Source organism: Serratia sp. CY56464, assembly GCF_052168435.1.
GTDB classification, from domain to species: domain Bacteria; phylum Pseudomonadota; class Gammaproteobacteria; order Enterobacterales; family Enterobacteriaceae; genus Serratia; species Serratia marcescens.
This window is the reverse complement of sequence record NZ_JBJNMV010000001.1, coordinates 2,420,753-2,436,108: the sequence shown is the minus strand read 5'-3', so window position 1 is coordinate 2,436,108 and position 15,356 is coordinate 2,420,753. Positions and strand designations below refer to the sequence as shown.

At 58.2% G+C, this 15,356-nt stretch carries 13 protein-coding genes; 12 read left to right on the top strand and 1 reads right to left on the bottom strand.

Annotated elements, in window-relative coordinates; all coding sequences use genetic code 11:
* Positions 1-247: 247 nt before the first annotated feature.
* The 4 genes from sucA to sucD all read left to right on the top strand — a co-directional run bounded on the left by sucA (position 248) and on the right by sucD (position 6,498).
* Complete coding sequence (sucA, locus tag ACJ8KE_RS11890) at positions 248-3,055, top strand: 2-oxoglutarate dehydrogenase E1 component (RefSeq protein WP_025301881.1); 2,808 nt, start codon at positions 248-250, stop codon at positions 3,053-3,055.
* Positions 3,056-3,119: 64 nt separating this feature from the next.
* Positions 3,120-4,337 carry a 2-oxoglutarate dehydrogenase complex dihydrolipoyllysine-residue succinyltransferase gene (odhB, locus tag ACJ8KE_RS11885; protein ID WP_015376977.1) on the top strand — a complete coding sequence of 406 codons (1,218 nt, stop codon included), beginning with the start codon at positions 3,120-3,122 and terminating at the stop codon, positions 4,335-4,337.
* Positions 4,338-4,459: 122 nt separating this feature from the next.
* Positions 4,460-5,626 (top strand): ADP-forming succinate--CoA ligase subunit beta, encoded by a 1,167-nt coding sequence (gene sucC, locus ACJ8KE_RS11880; protein ID WP_015376978.1) that lies wholly within the window; start codon positions 4,460-4,462, stop codon positions 5,624-5,626.
* On the top strand, positions 5,626-6,498 hold the full coding sequence (sucD, locus tag ACJ8KE_RS11875; RefSeq protein ID WP_004939878.1) for a succinate--CoA ligase subunit alpha: 873 nt from the start codon (positions 5,626-5,628) through the stop codon (positions 6,496-6,498). Before sucC ends, sucD begins: the two co-directional genes overlap by 1 nt.
* Before the next feature lie 72 nt (positions 6,499-6,570).
* Here the strand turns inward: sucD and ACJ8KE_RS11870 are convergent, their stop codons facing one another.
* On the bottom strand, positions 6,571-8,469 hold the full coding sequence (locus ACJ8KE_RS11870) for a bifunctional metallophosphatase/5'-nucleotidase (RefSeq protein ID WP_442517247.1): 1,899 nt from the start codon (positions 8,467-8,469) through the stop codon (positions 6,571-6,573).
* 682 nt (positions 8,470-9,151) lie between these two features.
* Between ACJ8KE_RS11870 and cydA the strand changes: the two genes are divergently transcribed.
* The 8 genes from cydA (at position 9,152) to tolA (ending at position 15,262) form a co-directional block, all read left to right on the top strand.
* The gene (gene cydA / locus ACJ8KE_RS11865; RefSeq protein ID WP_049300326.1) at positions 9,152-10,720 is read left to right on the top strand and encodes a cytochrome ubiquinol oxidase subunit I; all 1,569 of its coding nucleotides are present in this window, start codon (positions 9,152-9,154) and stop codon (positions 10,718-10,720) included.
* Between the two features lie 14 nt (positions 10,721-10,734).
* Entirely contained in the window at positions 10,735-11,874 is a 1,140-nt protein-coding gene (cydB, locus tag ACJ8KE_RS11860; protein WP_016928727.1) for a cytochrome d ubiquinol oxidase subunit II, read from the top strand.
* 17 nt (positions 11,875-11,891) lie between these two features.
* Positions 11,892-12,005 (top strand): cytochrome bd-I oxidase subunit CydX, encoded by a 114-nt coding sequence (gene cydX / locus ACJ8KE_RS11855; protein ID WP_004939868.1) that lies wholly within the window; start codon positions 11,892-11,894, stop codon positions 12,003-12,005.
* Entirely contained in the window at positions 12,005-12,301 is a 297-nt protein-coding gene (ybgE, locus tag ACJ8KE_RS11850; RefSeq protein ID WP_004939866.1) for a cyd operon protein YbgE, read from the top strand. The genes cydX and ybgE overlap by 1 nt, the downstream gene beginning before the upstream one ends.
* Positions 12,302-12,431: 130 nt before the next feature.
* On the top strand, positions 12,432-12,836 hold the full coding sequence (gene ybgC / locus ACJ8KE_RS11845; protein WP_004939863.1) for a tol-pal system-associated acyl-CoA thioesterase: 405 nt from the start codon (positions 12,432-12,434) through the stop codon (positions 12,834-12,836).
* Complete coding sequence (tolQ, locus tag ACJ8KE_RS11840) at positions 12,833-13,516, top strand: Tol-Pal system protein TolQ (protein ID WP_004939862.1); 684 nt, start codon at positions 12,833-12,835, stop codon at positions 13,514-13,516. The genes ybgC and tolQ overlap by 4 nt, the downstream gene beginning before the upstream one ends.
* 12 nt (positions 13,517-13,528) lie before the next feature.
* Positions 13,529-13,957: a colicin uptake protein TolR gene (gene tolR / locus ACJ8KE_RS11835; RefSeq protein WP_004939859.1), complete on the top strand. Its 429-nt coding sequence runs from the start codon at positions 13,529-13,531 to the stop codon at positions 13,955-13,957.
* An 81-nt stretch (positions 13,958-14,038) separates the two neighbouring features.
* On the top strand, positions 14,039-15,262 hold the full coding sequence (tolA, locus tag ACJ8KE_RS11830) for a cell envelope integrity protein TolA (RefSeq protein WP_442517246.1): 1,224 nt from the start codon (positions 14,039-14,041) through the stop codon (positions 15,260-15,262).
* The last annotated feature ends 94 nt before the right edge of the window (positions 15,263-15,356 follow it).

The following is a 15,356-nucleotide window of genomic DNA, read 5'->3' as shown; positions in this document are numbered from 1 at the left end:
TTCCGGCGCACATCCCATAGGGGAGGGAACCTCTAAAAACTGACCCGCGGCTGCGGCGCTATGCAGCCTGGTTCTTCCGCCGGTTTTTAGAGGTTCCTTGTAAGGGACCGCAAGGTCCATAACAGAACGTATCGGGCCGTCATGGCCGCAAGTACGTCGAGTGAACCGTTTTACGGCAAACCGTATTCATCACGGTAATTATGTTAACCACGGCGAAAACTAAAGCTTCAAAGCTTAAGGGATCATGATGCAGAACGGCGCAATGAAGGCCTGGCTGGATTCCTCCTATCTGGCGGGCGCGAACCAGTCTTACATAGAGCAGCTCTATGAAGACTTCTTAACCGATCCGGGTTCCGTTGAAGATAGCTGGCGTTCCATTTTTCAACAGCTACCAACCGCGGGTGTCAAACCCGATCAGCTTCACTCTCAAACGCGCGATTACTTCCGCCGCTTGGCGAAAGACTCCGCGCGCTACAACACCACCATCACCGATCCGGAAACCGACGCCAAACAGGTCAAGGTACTGCAGCTGATCAACGCCTTCCGCTTCCGCGGGCATCAGCATGCCAACCTCGATCCGCTTGGCCTGTGGCAGCGCGAGCAAGTTCCTGACCTTGATCCCGCTTACCACAACCTGACCGAAGCCGATTTCCAGGAAACCTTCAACGTGGGCTCTTTCGCCATCGGCAAAGAAACCATGAAGCTGGGCGATCTGTACGCCGCGCTGAAGCAGACCTATTGCGGGTCGATCGGTGCTGAGTACATGCACATCACCAACACCGAAGAGAAACGCTGGATCCAGCAGCGTATCGAGTCGGTGGTGGGGCGCGCCAGCTTTACCGCCGACGAAAAACGCCGTTTCCTGAACGAGCTGACCGCAGCGGAAGGTCTGGAACGTTACCTGGGCGCCAAATTCCCGGGCGCCAAACGCTTCTCGCTGGAAGGCGGCGACGCGCTGGTGCCGATGCTGAAAGAGATGGTGCGCCACGCCGGCAAGAACGGCACGCGCGAAGTGGTGTTGGGCATGGCCCACCGCGGCCGTCTGAACGTGCTGATCAACGTGCTGGGCAAAAAGCCGGCCGATCTGTTCGACGAATTCGCCGGCAAGCATAAAGAACACCTCGGCACCGGTGACGTGAAATATCACCAGGGCTTCTCTTCCGACGTGGAAACCGAAGGCGGCATGGTTCACCTGGCGCTGGCGTTCAACCCGTCGCACCTGGAGATCGTCAGCCCGGTGGTCATGGGGTCGGTTCGCGCCCGTCGCGATCGTCTGGACGAAGCGCGCAGCAACATGGTGCTGCCGATCACCATCCACGGCGACGCCGCCATCACCGGCCAGGGCGTGGTTCAGGAAACCCTGAACATGTCTCAGGCCCGCGGCTACGAAGTGGGCGGCACCGTGCGTATCGTCATCAACAACCAGGTTGGCTTCACCACCTCCAACCCGCTGGATGCGCGCTCTACCGAATACTGCACCGACATCGCCAAAATGGTTCAGTCGCCGATCTTCCACGTTAATGCGGACGATCCGGAGGCCGTGGCCTTCGTCACCCGCCTGGCGTTGGATTTCCGTAACACCTTTAAGCGTGACGTGATGATCGATCTGGTCTGCTACCGTCGCCATGGGCACAACGAGGCCGACGAGCCGAGCGCCACCCAGCCGGTGATGTATCAGAAGATCAAGAAACACCCTACGCCGCGCAAAATCTATGCTGACGTGCTGACCGAGCAGAAAGTGGCCAGCCTGGAAGATGCCACGGAAATGGTCAACCTGTACCGCGACGCGCTCGACCGCGGCGATTGCGTGGTTGAAGAGTGGCGTCCGATGAACCTGCACTCCTTCACCTGGTCACCGTACCTGAACCACGAGTGGGACGAAGAGTACCCGAGCAAGGTTGAGATGAAGCGCCTGCAGGAGCTGGCACGCCGCATCAGCACCGTGCCGGAAGCGATCGAAATGCAGTCGCGCGTGGCGAAAATCTACGCTGACCGCGCCGAGATGGCCGCAGGCAACAAGCCGTTCGACTGGGGCGCCGCCGAAACGCTGGCCTACGCCACCATGGCGGATGAAGGCATTCCAATCCGCATCTCCGGCGAAGACGCCGGCCGCGGCACCTTCTTCCACCGTCACGCGGTGGTGCACAACCAGAAAAACGGTTCGGTCTACGTTCCGCTGGCGAATATCCACAGCGGCCAGGGCGAATTCAAGGTTTGGGACTCCGTGCTGTCTGAAGAAGCGGTGCTGGCGTTCGAATACGGCTACGCCACGGCGGAACCGCGTACGCTGACCATCTGGGAAGCGCAGTTCGGCGACTTCGCCAACGGCGCGCAGGTCGTTATCGACCAGTTCATCAGCTCCGGCGAGCAAAAATGGGGCCGTATGTGCGGCCTGGTGATGCTGCTGCCGCACGGCTATGAAGGCCAGGGCCCTGAGCACTCTTCCGCGCGTCTGGAACGCTATCTGCAGCTGTGCGCAGAGCAGAACATGCAGGTGTGCGTCCCGTCTACGCCGGCGCAGGTTTACCATATGCTGCGTCGTCAGGCGCTGCGCGGTATGCGCCGTCCGTTGGTGGTGATGTCGCCGAAGTCGCTGCTGCGTCATCCGCTGGCGATTTCTTCGCTGGACGAGCTGGCCAACGGCACCTTCCTGCCGGCGATCGGCGAGATCGACGACTTGGATCCGAAAGCGGTCAAGCGCGTCGTGCTGTGCTCCGGCAAGGTCTACTACGACCTGCTGGAACAGCGTCGCAAGAACGAGCAGAAAGACGTGGCCATCGTGCGCATCGAGCAGCTGTATCCGTTCCCGCATCAGGCCGTGCAGGCCGTGCTGGAGCAATACTCGCACGTGCATGATTTCGTCTGGTGTCAGGAAGAGCCGCTGAACCAGGGCGCCTGGTACTGCAGCCAGCACAACTTCCGTGAAGTGGTGCCGTTCGGGGCTTCTTTACGTTACGCAGGACGTCCGGCCTCCGCCTCTCCGGCGGTGGGCTATATGTCCGTACACCAGAAGCAGCAGCAGGCTCTGGTGAACGACGCGCTGAATATTGACTAATGTTCGCTCGCTTGCCGGCCGTGGGGCCGGCAAGCAGATGATAAAAAACTTAAGGGAAAGCTAAATGAGTAGCGTAGATATTCTGGTTCCTGACCTTCCTGAATCGGTTGCCGATGCGACCGTAGCCACCTGGCACAAAAAGCCGGGCGACAGCGTGCAGCGTGATGAAGTCCTGGTTGAAATCGAAACCGACAAAGTGGTGTTGGAAGTGCCGGCCAGTGAAGCGGGCATTCTCGATGCTATCGTGGAAGAAGAGGGCGCGACCGTACTGTCTCGCCAGCTGCTCGGCCGCATCCGCCCAGGCGACAGCTCCGGCAAACCGACCGCCGAGAAGAGCCAGGAGAAAGAGTCCACGCCTGCACAGCGCGCGACCGCGAGCCTGGAAGAAGAAAGCAATGACGCGCTCAGCCCGGCGATTCGCCGCCTGATCGCCGAACACGACCTCGATGCCGGCGCCATCAAAGGCACCGGCGTGGGTGGCCGCATCACGCGTGAAGACGTGGAAGCGCACCTGGCCAAAGGCGGCGCCGCCGCCAAACCGGCCGCCGCCGCTGAAGCCGCACCGCAGCCTGCTCTGGCCGGCCGTAGCGAAAAACGCGTGCCGATGACTCGCCTGCGCAAACGCGTCGCTGAGCGTCTGCTGGAAGCGAAGAACAGCACCGCGATGCTGACCACCTTCAACGAAATCAACATGCAGCCGATCATGGATCTGCGCAAGCAGTACGGCGAAGCCTTCGAGAAGCGTCACGGCGTGCGTCTGGGCTTCATGTCCTTCTACATTAAGGCGGTGGTTGAAGCGCTGAAGCGCTTCCCGGAAGTGAACGCGTCGATCGACGGTTCCGACGTGGTTTACCACAACTACTTCGACATCAGCATCGCGGTTTCTACCCCGCGCGGCCTGGTGACGCCGGTACTGCGCGATGTGGACGCCATGAGCATGGCTGACATCGAGAAGAAAATCAAAGAGCTGGCCGTTAAGGGCCGCGACGGCAAACTGACCGTGGAAGAGCTGACCGGCGGTAACTTCACCATTACCAACGGCGGCGTATTCGGCTCCCTGATGTCCACTCCGATCATCAACCCGCCGCAGAGCGCCATCCTGGGCATGCACGCCATCAAAGATCGCCCAATGGCGGTCAATGGTCAGGTGGTGATCCAGCCGATGATGTATCTGGCGCTGTCTTATGACCACCGCCTGATCGACGGTAAAGAATCCGTCGGTTATCTGGTGACGGTCAAAGAGATGCTGGAAGATCCGGCTCGTCTGCTGCTGGACGTCTAGTAACCCTTGCCGGGCGCGGCGTGCCGCGCCCGCACTCTGTGCTATGTGGCCGGAAAACCATGCGGTTTACCGCGTAATAATGGTCCGGCTAAAAACCTTCAGAACTGAATGGATAGAACATCATGAATTTACACGAATATCAGGCAAAACAGCTGTTTGCTCGGTATGGCATGCCGGCACCGACCGGTTACGCCTGTACCACTCCGCGTGAAGCAGAAGAAGCCGCATCCAAAATCGGCTCCGGCCCGTGGGTGGTGAAATGTCAGGTTCATGCTGGCGGCCGCGGTAAAGCGGGCGGCGTTAAAGTCGTCAACAGCAAAGAAGATATCCGTGCTTTCGCGGAAGCCTGGTTGGGCAAGCGTCTGGTGACTTACCAGACTGACGCGCTGGGCCAGCCGGTTAACCAGATCCTGGTTGAAGCGGCGACCGACATCGATAAAGAACTGTACCTGGGCGCCGTCGTAGACCGCGCGACCCGTCGCATCGTATTCATGGCGTCTACCGAAGGCGGCGTGGAAATCGAGAAAGTGGCGGAAGAAACCCCTGAACTGATCCACAAAATGACCATCGATCCGCTGGCGGGTCCACAGCCTTATCAGGGCCGTGAGCTGGCTTTCAAACTGGGCCTGACCGGCAAGCAAGTCAGCCAGTTCGCCAAGATCTTCATGGGCCTGGCGACGCTGTTCCTGGAGCGCGACCTGGCGATGGTTGAGATCAACCCGCTGGTGATCACCAAGCAGGGCGATCTGGTGTGCCTGGACGGCAAACTGGGCGCCGACGGCAACGCCCTGTTCCGTCAGCCTGAACTGCGTGAAATGCGTGACCCTTCTCAGGAAGATGAGCGTGAATCCCGTGCGGCCCAGTGGGAGCTGAACTACGTTGCCCTCGACGGCAACATCGGCTGCATGGTGAACGGCGCAGGTCTGGCGATGGGCACCATGGACATCGTTAAACTGCACGGCGGCGAGCCGGCCAACTTCCTGGACGTAGGCGGCGGCGCGACCAAAGAGCGCGTGACCGAAGCGTTCAAAATCATCCTGTCCGACGACAAGGTGAAAGCGGTTCTGGTTAACATCTTCGGTGGTATCGTTCGTTGCGATCTGATCGCCGACGGCATCATCGGCGCAGTGGCTGAAGTGGGCGTTAACGTCCCGGTCGTGGTGCGCCTGGAAGGGAACAACGCCGAACTGGGCGCCAAGAAACTGGCGGACAGCGGCCTGAATATCATTGCTGCGACCAGCCTGACTGATGCGGCTCAGCAAGTTGTTGCAGCAGTGGAGGGTAAATAATGTCCATCTTAATCGATAAAAACACCAAAGTAATTTGCCAGGGCTTCACCGGTAGCCAGGGGACTTTCCACTCCGAACAAGCTATCGCTTACGGCACCAAAATGGTTGGCGGCGTCACCCCAGGCAAAGGCGGCACTCAGCACCTGGGTCTGCCGGTGTTCAACACCGTGCGCGAAGCGGTTGAAGCGACCGGCGCGACGGCCTCCGTCATTTACGTTCCAGCGCCGTTCTGCAAAGACTCCATTCTGGAAGCGATCGATGCCGGCATCAAATTGATCATCACCATCACCGAAGGCATCCCGACCCTGGACATGCTGACCGTGAAAGTGAAGCTGGATGAAGCCGGCGTGCGCATGATTGGGCCGAACTGCCCTGGCGTGATCACCCCGGGCGAGTGCAAAATCGGCATCATGCCTGGCCACATCCACCTGCCGGGCAAAGTGGGCATCGTTTCCCGTTCCGGTACCCTGACCTATGAAGCGGTGAAACAAACCACCGATGCCGGTCTGGGCCAGTCCACCTGTGTGGGCATCGGCGGCGACCCGATCCCGGGCTCCAACTTCATCGATATCCTGAAGATGTTCCAGCAGGATCCGCAGACCGAAGCGATCGTGATGATCGGTGAGATCGGCGGCAGCGCTGAAGAAGAAGCGGCAGCTTACATCAAAGAACACGTCACCAAACCGGTTGTCGGTTACATCGCCGGCGTGACCGCGCCGAAAGGCAAGCGTATGGGCCACGCGGGCGCCATCATCGCAGGCGGCAAGGGCACGGCGGACGAGAAGTTTGCTGCGCTGGAAGCGGCGGGCGTGAAAACCGTTCGCAGCCTGGCGGACATCGGCGACGCGGTAAAAGCGGTGCTGAAGCGCTAAGATCTTAGTACGAAATAATAATATCTCGACATGTTTGGCCACCCATTGGGTGGCCTTTTTTATGGGCGAAGATCAGAAATCGTTGAGTGCTTTGATCAGCGCGATCCGATCCTGCAGGCGGCGCTGTTGTACCGGATCCACGGCAGTTTGCCGCTGTTGATCCAGCGAGGTGAGGGCGGCGCGGTAATCGTCGGCGTTGCTGAACAGCGCGTCTTTGACGTTGATCGAGGCGACGTTGGTGTAGCGCCCGTCGTCGGTGGTCGGTACCTGGATAACGCCTTCATTAAGCAGCCGTTTGACGATCGCCCGCTGCGGTTCGTATCCTTCCATGCCAACCAGTTTCCAGCGCTGCGGCGGCACGCCCTGGTATTGGCCGTGTTTCACTTCCGTCAGGTAGCGCAGGGCCAGGTGGCGAATGGTGCCTTCTTCTTCACCGTATTGCGCTTTGCTGTCGAACAGCACCGGGAAGGATTGCCCTTCCAGCGCGCCGCCCTTTTGCGTCAGGTGGCCCATGCGGTAACTGTTCATGCCCAGACGGATCGGCATGTCGTCGGTGACCGGCGTGCCGTCTGCCAGGCGCAGATCGACGATGCGCGAACCGGCGGGTTGGCGCAGATCGATGGTATAGGTGACGCCATCGAAGAAATCGTTGGTGGAATATTTGGACGAACGCCGCGCCGGGTTAAAGCTGTAGGTGACGTCGCCCGGCTGCAGCTGATTGAAGTAGCCGGCGGACCACTCCATATAGCGTTTAAGCGCTTTACCGGTAAGCTGATAAACGGTGATCTCGCCGCCGGCGTATTGGTAGTTGAAGGCGATGTCCTTGGCCTTGATGTCGCCGACGTCCAGTTTGGCGCGATCGTTGTCGATCTGCAGAGCGATCACCTGCGCCAGCGGTGCGTAGTGACGGGCGGCCTGCTGGAACAGCGCGCTGATGCCGGTATCCTGCACGTGCACCTGAGGAATGCCGCGGAACTCGTCGGCAGGCACCAGATCGCTGCCGCTCAGCTTCGCCACCACCCGGTTGGCGTTGGCGCGCAAAATGTCATGATACGGCTGGTAGAGAGCCTGCATGGCGCTGTCCGGCGTCAGCCCTTTGATCGGGTAGGTGTAGCTGTTTTTGTCGATCAGCGTGAATTTGCCGTCGCGGCGTTCAAATTGCAGATCGATGCGTGACAGCGCGCGGCCGTATTTGTCCGGTTCGGTGATGATGACGCCGTTGACCACCGCCTTGTCGATCTTCACATGCATGTGGCCGGCGACGATCGCCGCCAGTTCCGGGTTGGCGTTGGCAATGTCGGCCACGCCGGTGCCCGGGCGCTGGTTCTCGTTGTCGATGCCCATATGCGCCACCAGCACGATGGCATCGACCTGACCGTCGATTTGTTTGATGACCTGTTTCACCGCCTGCACCGGATCGGTGAAGTTCAGTCCTTTGATACGATCGGTGCCCTTGGCGAATTCAGCGGTCATCGGCGTGTCCATGCCGATAATGCCGATCTTCACGCCCTGGCGTTCGAGGGTGGTGTAGGCCGGCAGATAAGGCTTGCCGTTGTCCCAGACGATGTTGCCCGCCAGCGCCGCGCCCTTGAACTGTTTGAGCGGGGTGCCCAGCACCGGCAGGCCGAAGTCGAACTCGTGATTGCCCATCACCCAGACGTCGTAGTTGAGCGCGTTGAGGCCCAGCATCATCGGGCTGACGGCCTCATGCTTGAAGGTTTCAACGAAGTTGCCCTGAATAGTGTCGCCGGCGTCCACCAGGATCAGGTTAGGCTGCTCGGCGCGTACCTTTTTGACCTGAGTGGCTATCTGGCTCAGGCTGCCCGCCAGGTTTTCCGTGTCGCTGGCGTAGTCCCAAGGCACGAAGGTACCGTGCAGATCGGAGGTGCCCAGCAGGGTGATGTTTACCGTTTCGGCGGCCATGGCGTTTCCCGAGAGTCCCAAGACAGAGGCAAAGATGATTTTTTTCATAACTTATTGTCACTCAATGCAATTTTAACATAAGTGGTCATTTTGCTACAAAATCGCAACCTTTACGATCCCATCGCGAGAAATAGACTAATATTGGAGAGAGATTTGTTGTTTTGTGACTGCAATCACTGTCACGGCTTAATGGAAATAAAAGGTTAATTATGTCGCAGAATAAGCGCGTAATAATACAATGGCGGCTCTTTTAAATTACATTTATTTAACACAAAAATATCATTAAAAAACAATTAAACCATTGCGCAACATGCCCTCAAGAAAAATAGGCGAAATGTGCTGATGAATATGGAAATAATATGCGGATAGGCTTAAATTGTCTCAGATCAAATTAGCCCGAAGTACCTCTTTCGGCTAAGATTTGACCTGTAACCAAAAGTCCAACCCACGTCACGTAAAAACCTATTTATTGTGTGGGATTGGGCGAGTATCATCCATGTTGTGATTATGGATGGTTGATCTTGTTGCATTTGTTACCCGTTGTCGGTTTTCAGTGGCGTGCTTGTCGACGGCCCGAGAGGCTATTGGCGAGTGTGCGGTTGAAAGCGGAGAAGCTGGATCAAATTTGTTGTGTTTAAGGGCATTCACTGCGGGGCGTTACTGGCGGCTTTGAAAGAAGCATGCCGATAACCGCGTGTCGGAGTCTTCCTGCGAGGAGCAAGGAGTCAAGATGTTTGATATTGTCGAACTGTCGCGCTTACAGTTTGCTTTAACGGCGATGTACCATTTCTTATTTGTCCCATTAACGCTCGGTATGGCGTTCTTGCTGGCAATTATGGAAACGGTATATGTCCTGTCTGGCAAACAAATCTATAAAGACATGACCAAATTCTGGGGAAAGTTATTTGCGATTAACTTTGCTCTGGGTGTGGCCACCGGTTTGACCATGGAGTTCCAGTTCGGGACCAACTGGTCGTATTTCTCTCATTACGTCGGCGATATCTTCGGGGCCCCACTGGCTATCGAAGGTCTGATGGCGTTCTTCCTTGAATCGACGCTGGTCGGCCTGTTCTTCTTCGGCTGGGATCGTCTGAGCAAGGTGCAGCACATGGCGGTAACCTGGTTCGTGGCCCTCGGCTCCAACCTGTCCGCGCTGTGGATCCTGGTCGCCAACGGCTGGATGCAGAACCCGATCGCGTCGGATTTCAACTTCGAAACCATGCGCATGGAGATGGTCAGCTTCTCCGAGCTGGTGCTTAACCCGGTTGCGCAGGTGAAATTCGTTCACACCGTGGCTGCAGGTTACACCACCGGCGCCATGTTCGTGCTGGGCATCAGCTCCTACTATCTGCTGAAGGGCCGCGACATCGCTTTCGCCAAGCGCTCCTTCGCCATCGCCGCCAGCTTCGGCATGGCTGCGGTGCTGTCGGTGATCGTGCTGGGTGACGAATCCGGTTACGAAATGGGCGACGTACAGAAAACCAAACTGGCCGCCATTGAAGCGGAGTGGGATACCCAGCCGGCGCCGGCGTCCTTCACCCTGTTCGGCATTCCCGATCAGGACAAGATGGAAAACTCCTTCTCTATTCAGATCCCGTATGCGCTTGGCCTGATCGCCACGCGTTCCACCGACACGCAGGTCACCGGCCTGAAAGATCTGCTGGCGCAACATGAAGTGCGCATCCGCAACGGCATGAAAGCCTACCAGCTGCTGGAAGAGCTGCGCGGCGGCAATACCGATCCTGCGGTGCGTGCGGAATTCAACAAAACCAAGCAAGACCTGGGCTACGGCATGCTGCTGAAGCGTTATACCCCGAACGTCAGCGACGCGACGGAAGCGCAGATCCAGCAGGCGACCAAGGACTCCATTCCACGCGTGGCGCCGCTGTACTTCGCCTTCCGCATCATGGTGGCCTGTGGCGTGCTGATGCTGCTGATTATCGGCCTGTCCTTCCTGAGCGTGGTGCGCGGCCGCATCGGCCAGAAAAAATGGCTGTTGCGTGCGGCGCTGTATGGCCTGCCGCTGCCGTGGATCGCGGTGGAAGCTGGCTGGTTCGTGGCGGAATACGGCCGTCAACCGTGGGCGATTGGTGAGGTGCTGCCGACCGCAGTCGCCAACTCTTCGCTGACCGCGGGCGACATTCTGTTCTCGATGGGGCTGATTTGCGGCTTGTACACCCTGTTCCTGGTGGCTGAAATGTACCTGATGTTCAAGTTTGCGCGTCTGGGTCCAAGCAGCCTGAAAACCGGCCGCTACCACTTTGAACAACCGACTGCCGCCGTGCAGGAAGCGCGCTAAACAGGAGTCCACGTATGTTTGACTATGAAGTACTGCGATTTATCTGGTGGGTGCTGGTTGGCGTACTGCTGATCGGCTTCGCCGTCACCGACGGTTTCGACATGGGCGTCGGCATCCTGGTGCGCATCATCGGTAAAACCGATACAGAGCGCCGGGTGATGATCAACTCCATCGCTCCGCACTGGGACGGTAACCAGGTGTGGCTGATCACCGCCGGCGGCGCGCTGTTCGCCGCCTGGCCGATGGTTTACGCAGCGGCCTTCTCGGGCTTCTACGTCGCCATGATCCTGGTGCTGGCGGCCTTGTTCTTCCGCCCGGTCGGTTTTGACTACCGTTCCAAGCTGGAGAGCACCCGCTGGCGCAACATGTGGGACTGGGGCATCTTCATCGGTTCCTTCGTGCCTGCATTGGTGTTCGGCGTGGCGTTCGGCAACCTGCTGCAGGGCGTGCCGTTCCATGTGGACGAGTACCTGCGTCTGTTCTACACCGGCAACTTCTTCCAACTGCTGAATCCGTTCGGTCTGTTGGCAGGCGTGGTCAGTCTGACCATGCTGGTCACTCAGGGCGCGACTTACCTGCAGATGCGCACCACCGGCGAGATCCACCTGCGGTCACGCGCCGCAGCGCAGATCGCGACGCTGATCATGGCGGTATGCTTCCTGCTGGCGGGCGTGTGGCTGGTGAAAGGCATCGACGGCTACGTGATCACTTCGGCGCTGGACACCATGGCGGAATCCAACCCGCTGCGTAAAGAAGTGGCGCATCAGGCCGGCGCATGGCTGATCAACTTCAACAAGTATCCGCTGCTGTGGGCGTTGCCTGCGCTGGGCGTGGTGCTGCCGTTGTTCACCATCCTGTTCTCGCGTCTGGAGAAAGGCGCGCTGGCGTTCGTCACCTCGTCGCTGACCATCGCCTGCGTCATCCTCACTGCCGGGGTCACCATGTTCCCGTTCGTGATGCCGTCCAGCACCGTGCCTAACGTCAGCCTGACCATGTGGGACGCGACCTCGAGCCTGTTGACGCTGAAAGTGATGACCGTCGTGGCGGCGATCTTCGTGCCTATCGTTTTGGCGTACACCAGCTGGTCGTACTACAAAATGTTCGGTCGCCTCGACAAGAATTACATCGAAAACAACAAGCATTCGCTGTACTAAGGATAAGGAGCTAAACCATGTGGTATTTTGCCTGGATTCTCGGAACGCTTCTTGCCTGCGCCTTCGGCATCATCACGGCGCTGGCGCTTGAGCAGAGCGAAGCGACCAAAGCTCAGCAAGACGGTAAGTGATGAGCTCGTCCGTGATTGACAAGCTGTACGCTGTCACCGACAAGGGCCCCGTTCGGGCCCTTTCCCTGGTGCTGGCGTTGATTTTGGCGGGGTGCGTGTTCTGGGATCCGACGCGTTTCGCCGCCAAAACCAGCTCGCTGGAGATTTGGGAAGGGCTGTTGCTGATTTGGGCCGTATGCGCCGGGGTGATCCACGGTTTCGGATTCCGCCCGCAGCGCAGCGTCTGGCGCGCTTTTTTCGCGCCGCTTCCCGCAATTGTGATCTTGTGCGCAGGATTACTTTACGTTTCTTTATAATCTCCCCGATGTCCCCACGTTATGGGCCCTCACGGCCCATAATTATTTTCATTCCCATCTTGTAACCCATTCCCAACCCGATCCGTCTTGCGTATAGTAGCAGCGTTAAATTGCATTGCTGGGAAGTAGAGTGAGTAATACGTTGTTTCGATGGCCGGTTCGCGTTTACTACGAGGATACCGATGCCAGTGGTGTGGTCTATCACGCCCGCTACGTCGCCTTTTTTGAAAGAGCGCGCACAGAGATGCTGCGTCAGCACAACTTTCATCAACAGCAGCTGCTCAGTGAACAAGTCGCTTTTGTCGTCCGGCGCATGACGGTGGATTATCTGGCTCCGGCTCGTCTCGACGAGCAACTGGAGGTCCAGAGTGAAATCACCTCTCTGCGCGGGGCTTCTCTCACGTTTGCTCAACGCATTGTCAATTCTGACGGGGCCCTACTGAGCCAGGCAGATGTCCTGATTGCCTGTATTGATCCACACCAAATGAAGCCAAGAGCGCTTCCTAAGTCTATTGTCGCGGAGTTTAAGCAGTGACTGACATGAACATCCTAGATTTATTCTTGAAGGCGAGCCTGCTGGTTAAGCTTATCATGTTGATTTTGATATGCTTCTCGGTAGCCTCCTGGGCGATCATCATTCAGCGCACCCGCATCCTCAATGCGGCGACGCGCGACGCCGAAGCCTTTGAAGACAAATTCTGGTCCGGTATCGAGCTTTCCCGTCTGTACCAGGAAAGTCAGGCGCGTCGCGATAGCCTGACCGGTTCCGAGCAGATCTTCCATTCCGGTTTCAAAGAGTTCGCCCGCCTGCACCGCGCCAACAACCATGCGCCGGAGTCGGTGATCGAAGGGGCGTCGCGTGCGATGCGCATTTCGATGAACCGCGAGCTGGAAACGCTGGAAACCCATATTCCGTTCCTCGGCACCGTCGGTTCGATCAGTCCGTACATCGGTCTGTTCGGCACCGTGTGGGGGATCATGCACGCCTTTATCGCGCTGGGCGCGGTGAAGCAAGCCACGCTGCAGATGGTGGCGCCGGGTATCGCCGAAGCGTTGATCGCCACCGCGATCGGTCTGTTCGCCGCCATCCCGGCGGTAATGGCCTATAACCGTCTCAACCAGCGCGTCAACAAGCTTGAGCAGAATTACGACAACTTTATGGAAGAGTTCACCGCTATTCTGCATCGTCAGGCCTTCTCCAGCGACAGCAAATAAGTAGGAGGTAGCATGGCGAGAGTACGTGGACGTAGTCGGCGCGAGCTGAAGTCCGAAATTAACATCGTTCCGCTGCTCGACGTGTTGCTGGTGCTGCTGCTGATCTTTATGGCAACCGCGCCAATCATCACGCAGAGCGTGGAGGTTGACCTGCCGGACGCCACCGATTCCAAAACGGTGTCCAGCGATGACAATCCGCCGGTGATCCTTGAGGTTTCCGGCGTAGGTCAATACACCCTGGTGGTGGATCACAACCGTATGGAGCTGCTGCCGCCTGAACAAGTCGCGGCCGAAGCCAAGTCGCGTTTGGCGGCTAACCCGAAAACGGTCTTTTTGATCGGCGGTGCGAAGGAAGTCCCTTACGATGAGATTATCAAGGCATTGAATATTCTCCATCAGGCGGGCGTAGCTTCCGTGGGGCTGATGACCCAGCCGATCTGACCGTAAGGCGAACGGCAACCCGGTTCCTGCGCTGCGGCCCAGGAACCCCGTATAAGCAACACCAGTTTTTGGGAATCTATTTTGGTAAAGGCAACTGAGCAAAACGATAAGCTGAACCGCGCCGTTATTGTTTCGGTCGTTCTGCACTTCATACTGATTGCCCTGCTGATTTGGGGATCGCTGCAGGAAAAGGTCGACATGAGCGCCGGCGGCGGCGGCGATGGTTCTGTAGTGGGCGCGGTAATGGTCGATCCCGGCGCGGTGGTGGAGCAGTACAACCGCCAGCAGCAGCAGAGCAACGATGCGCAGCGTGCCGAGAAGCAGCGCCAGAAAAAAGCGGAGCAACAGGCCGAAGAGCTTCAGCAGAAGCAGGCGGAGCAACAGCAGCGCCTGAAAGAGCTGGAGAAAGAGCGTTTGGCGGCGCAGGAGAAAGCCGCGCAGGACGCCAAAGCGCAGGCTGAGCAACAGCAGAAGGCGGCGGAGCAGCAGAAGCAGGCCGCCGAGCAGCAAAAAGCGGCGGAAGCCGCTGCAGCGAAAGCCAAAGAGCAACAGAAGGTCGCCGAAGCCGCCGCCGCCAAGGCGAAGGCCGAAGCGGACAAGGTCGCCAAGGCGCAGGCGGACGCGCAGAAGAAAGCCGAAGCGGAAGCCAAGAAAGAAGCGGCCGCTGCCGCCGCCGCCAAGAAACAGGCGGAAGAGGCGAAGAAAGCCGCAGCCGCTGCCGCAGAGCAAAAAGCTGCAGAGGCTGCGGAGAAGAAAGCGGCTGCTGAAGCCGAGAAAAAAGCCGCAGCGGAAGCCGAGAAGAAGGCTGCCGCCGAGGCAGAGAAGAAAGCGGCCGCCGCTGAGAAAGCTGCGGCAGCCAAGAAAGCTGCTGCAGAGAAGAAAAAAGCCGCCGCCGAGGCTGCGAAGCAATCGGCGGAAGTTGATGACCTGTTTGGTGGCCTGGCGGACGGCAAGAACGCGCCGAAAGGTGGCAGCAAGCAGAAGGGTGACGGTAAACCGGCTGGCCAGGGCAATGCCAAAACGGCTGGCGCCAGCGGGGCGGAAATCAATGGCTATCTTGGCCAGATTACCGCTGCGATTCAAAGCAAGTTCTACGATGCGGATCTGTACAAGGGCCGTAAATGTGACCTGCGAATCAAGCTGGCGCCGGACGGTTTTCTGGTAGACGTTAAATCTGAAGGGGGCGATCCGGCACTGTGTCAGGCGGCGATAGCCGCGGCGAAACAGGCGAAGATCCCGAAACCGCCAAGCCAGGCGGTGTATGAGGTGTTTAAGAATGCTCCCCTTACGTTCAGGCCGGAATAATGGTTGTTTGAGCTGAGTAAGATCACAGGGATGTACTAAGGTAACCAACAGGGATTATGTAGTTTTACGTGAGTTGGTTTGTTAAAATTCTGCT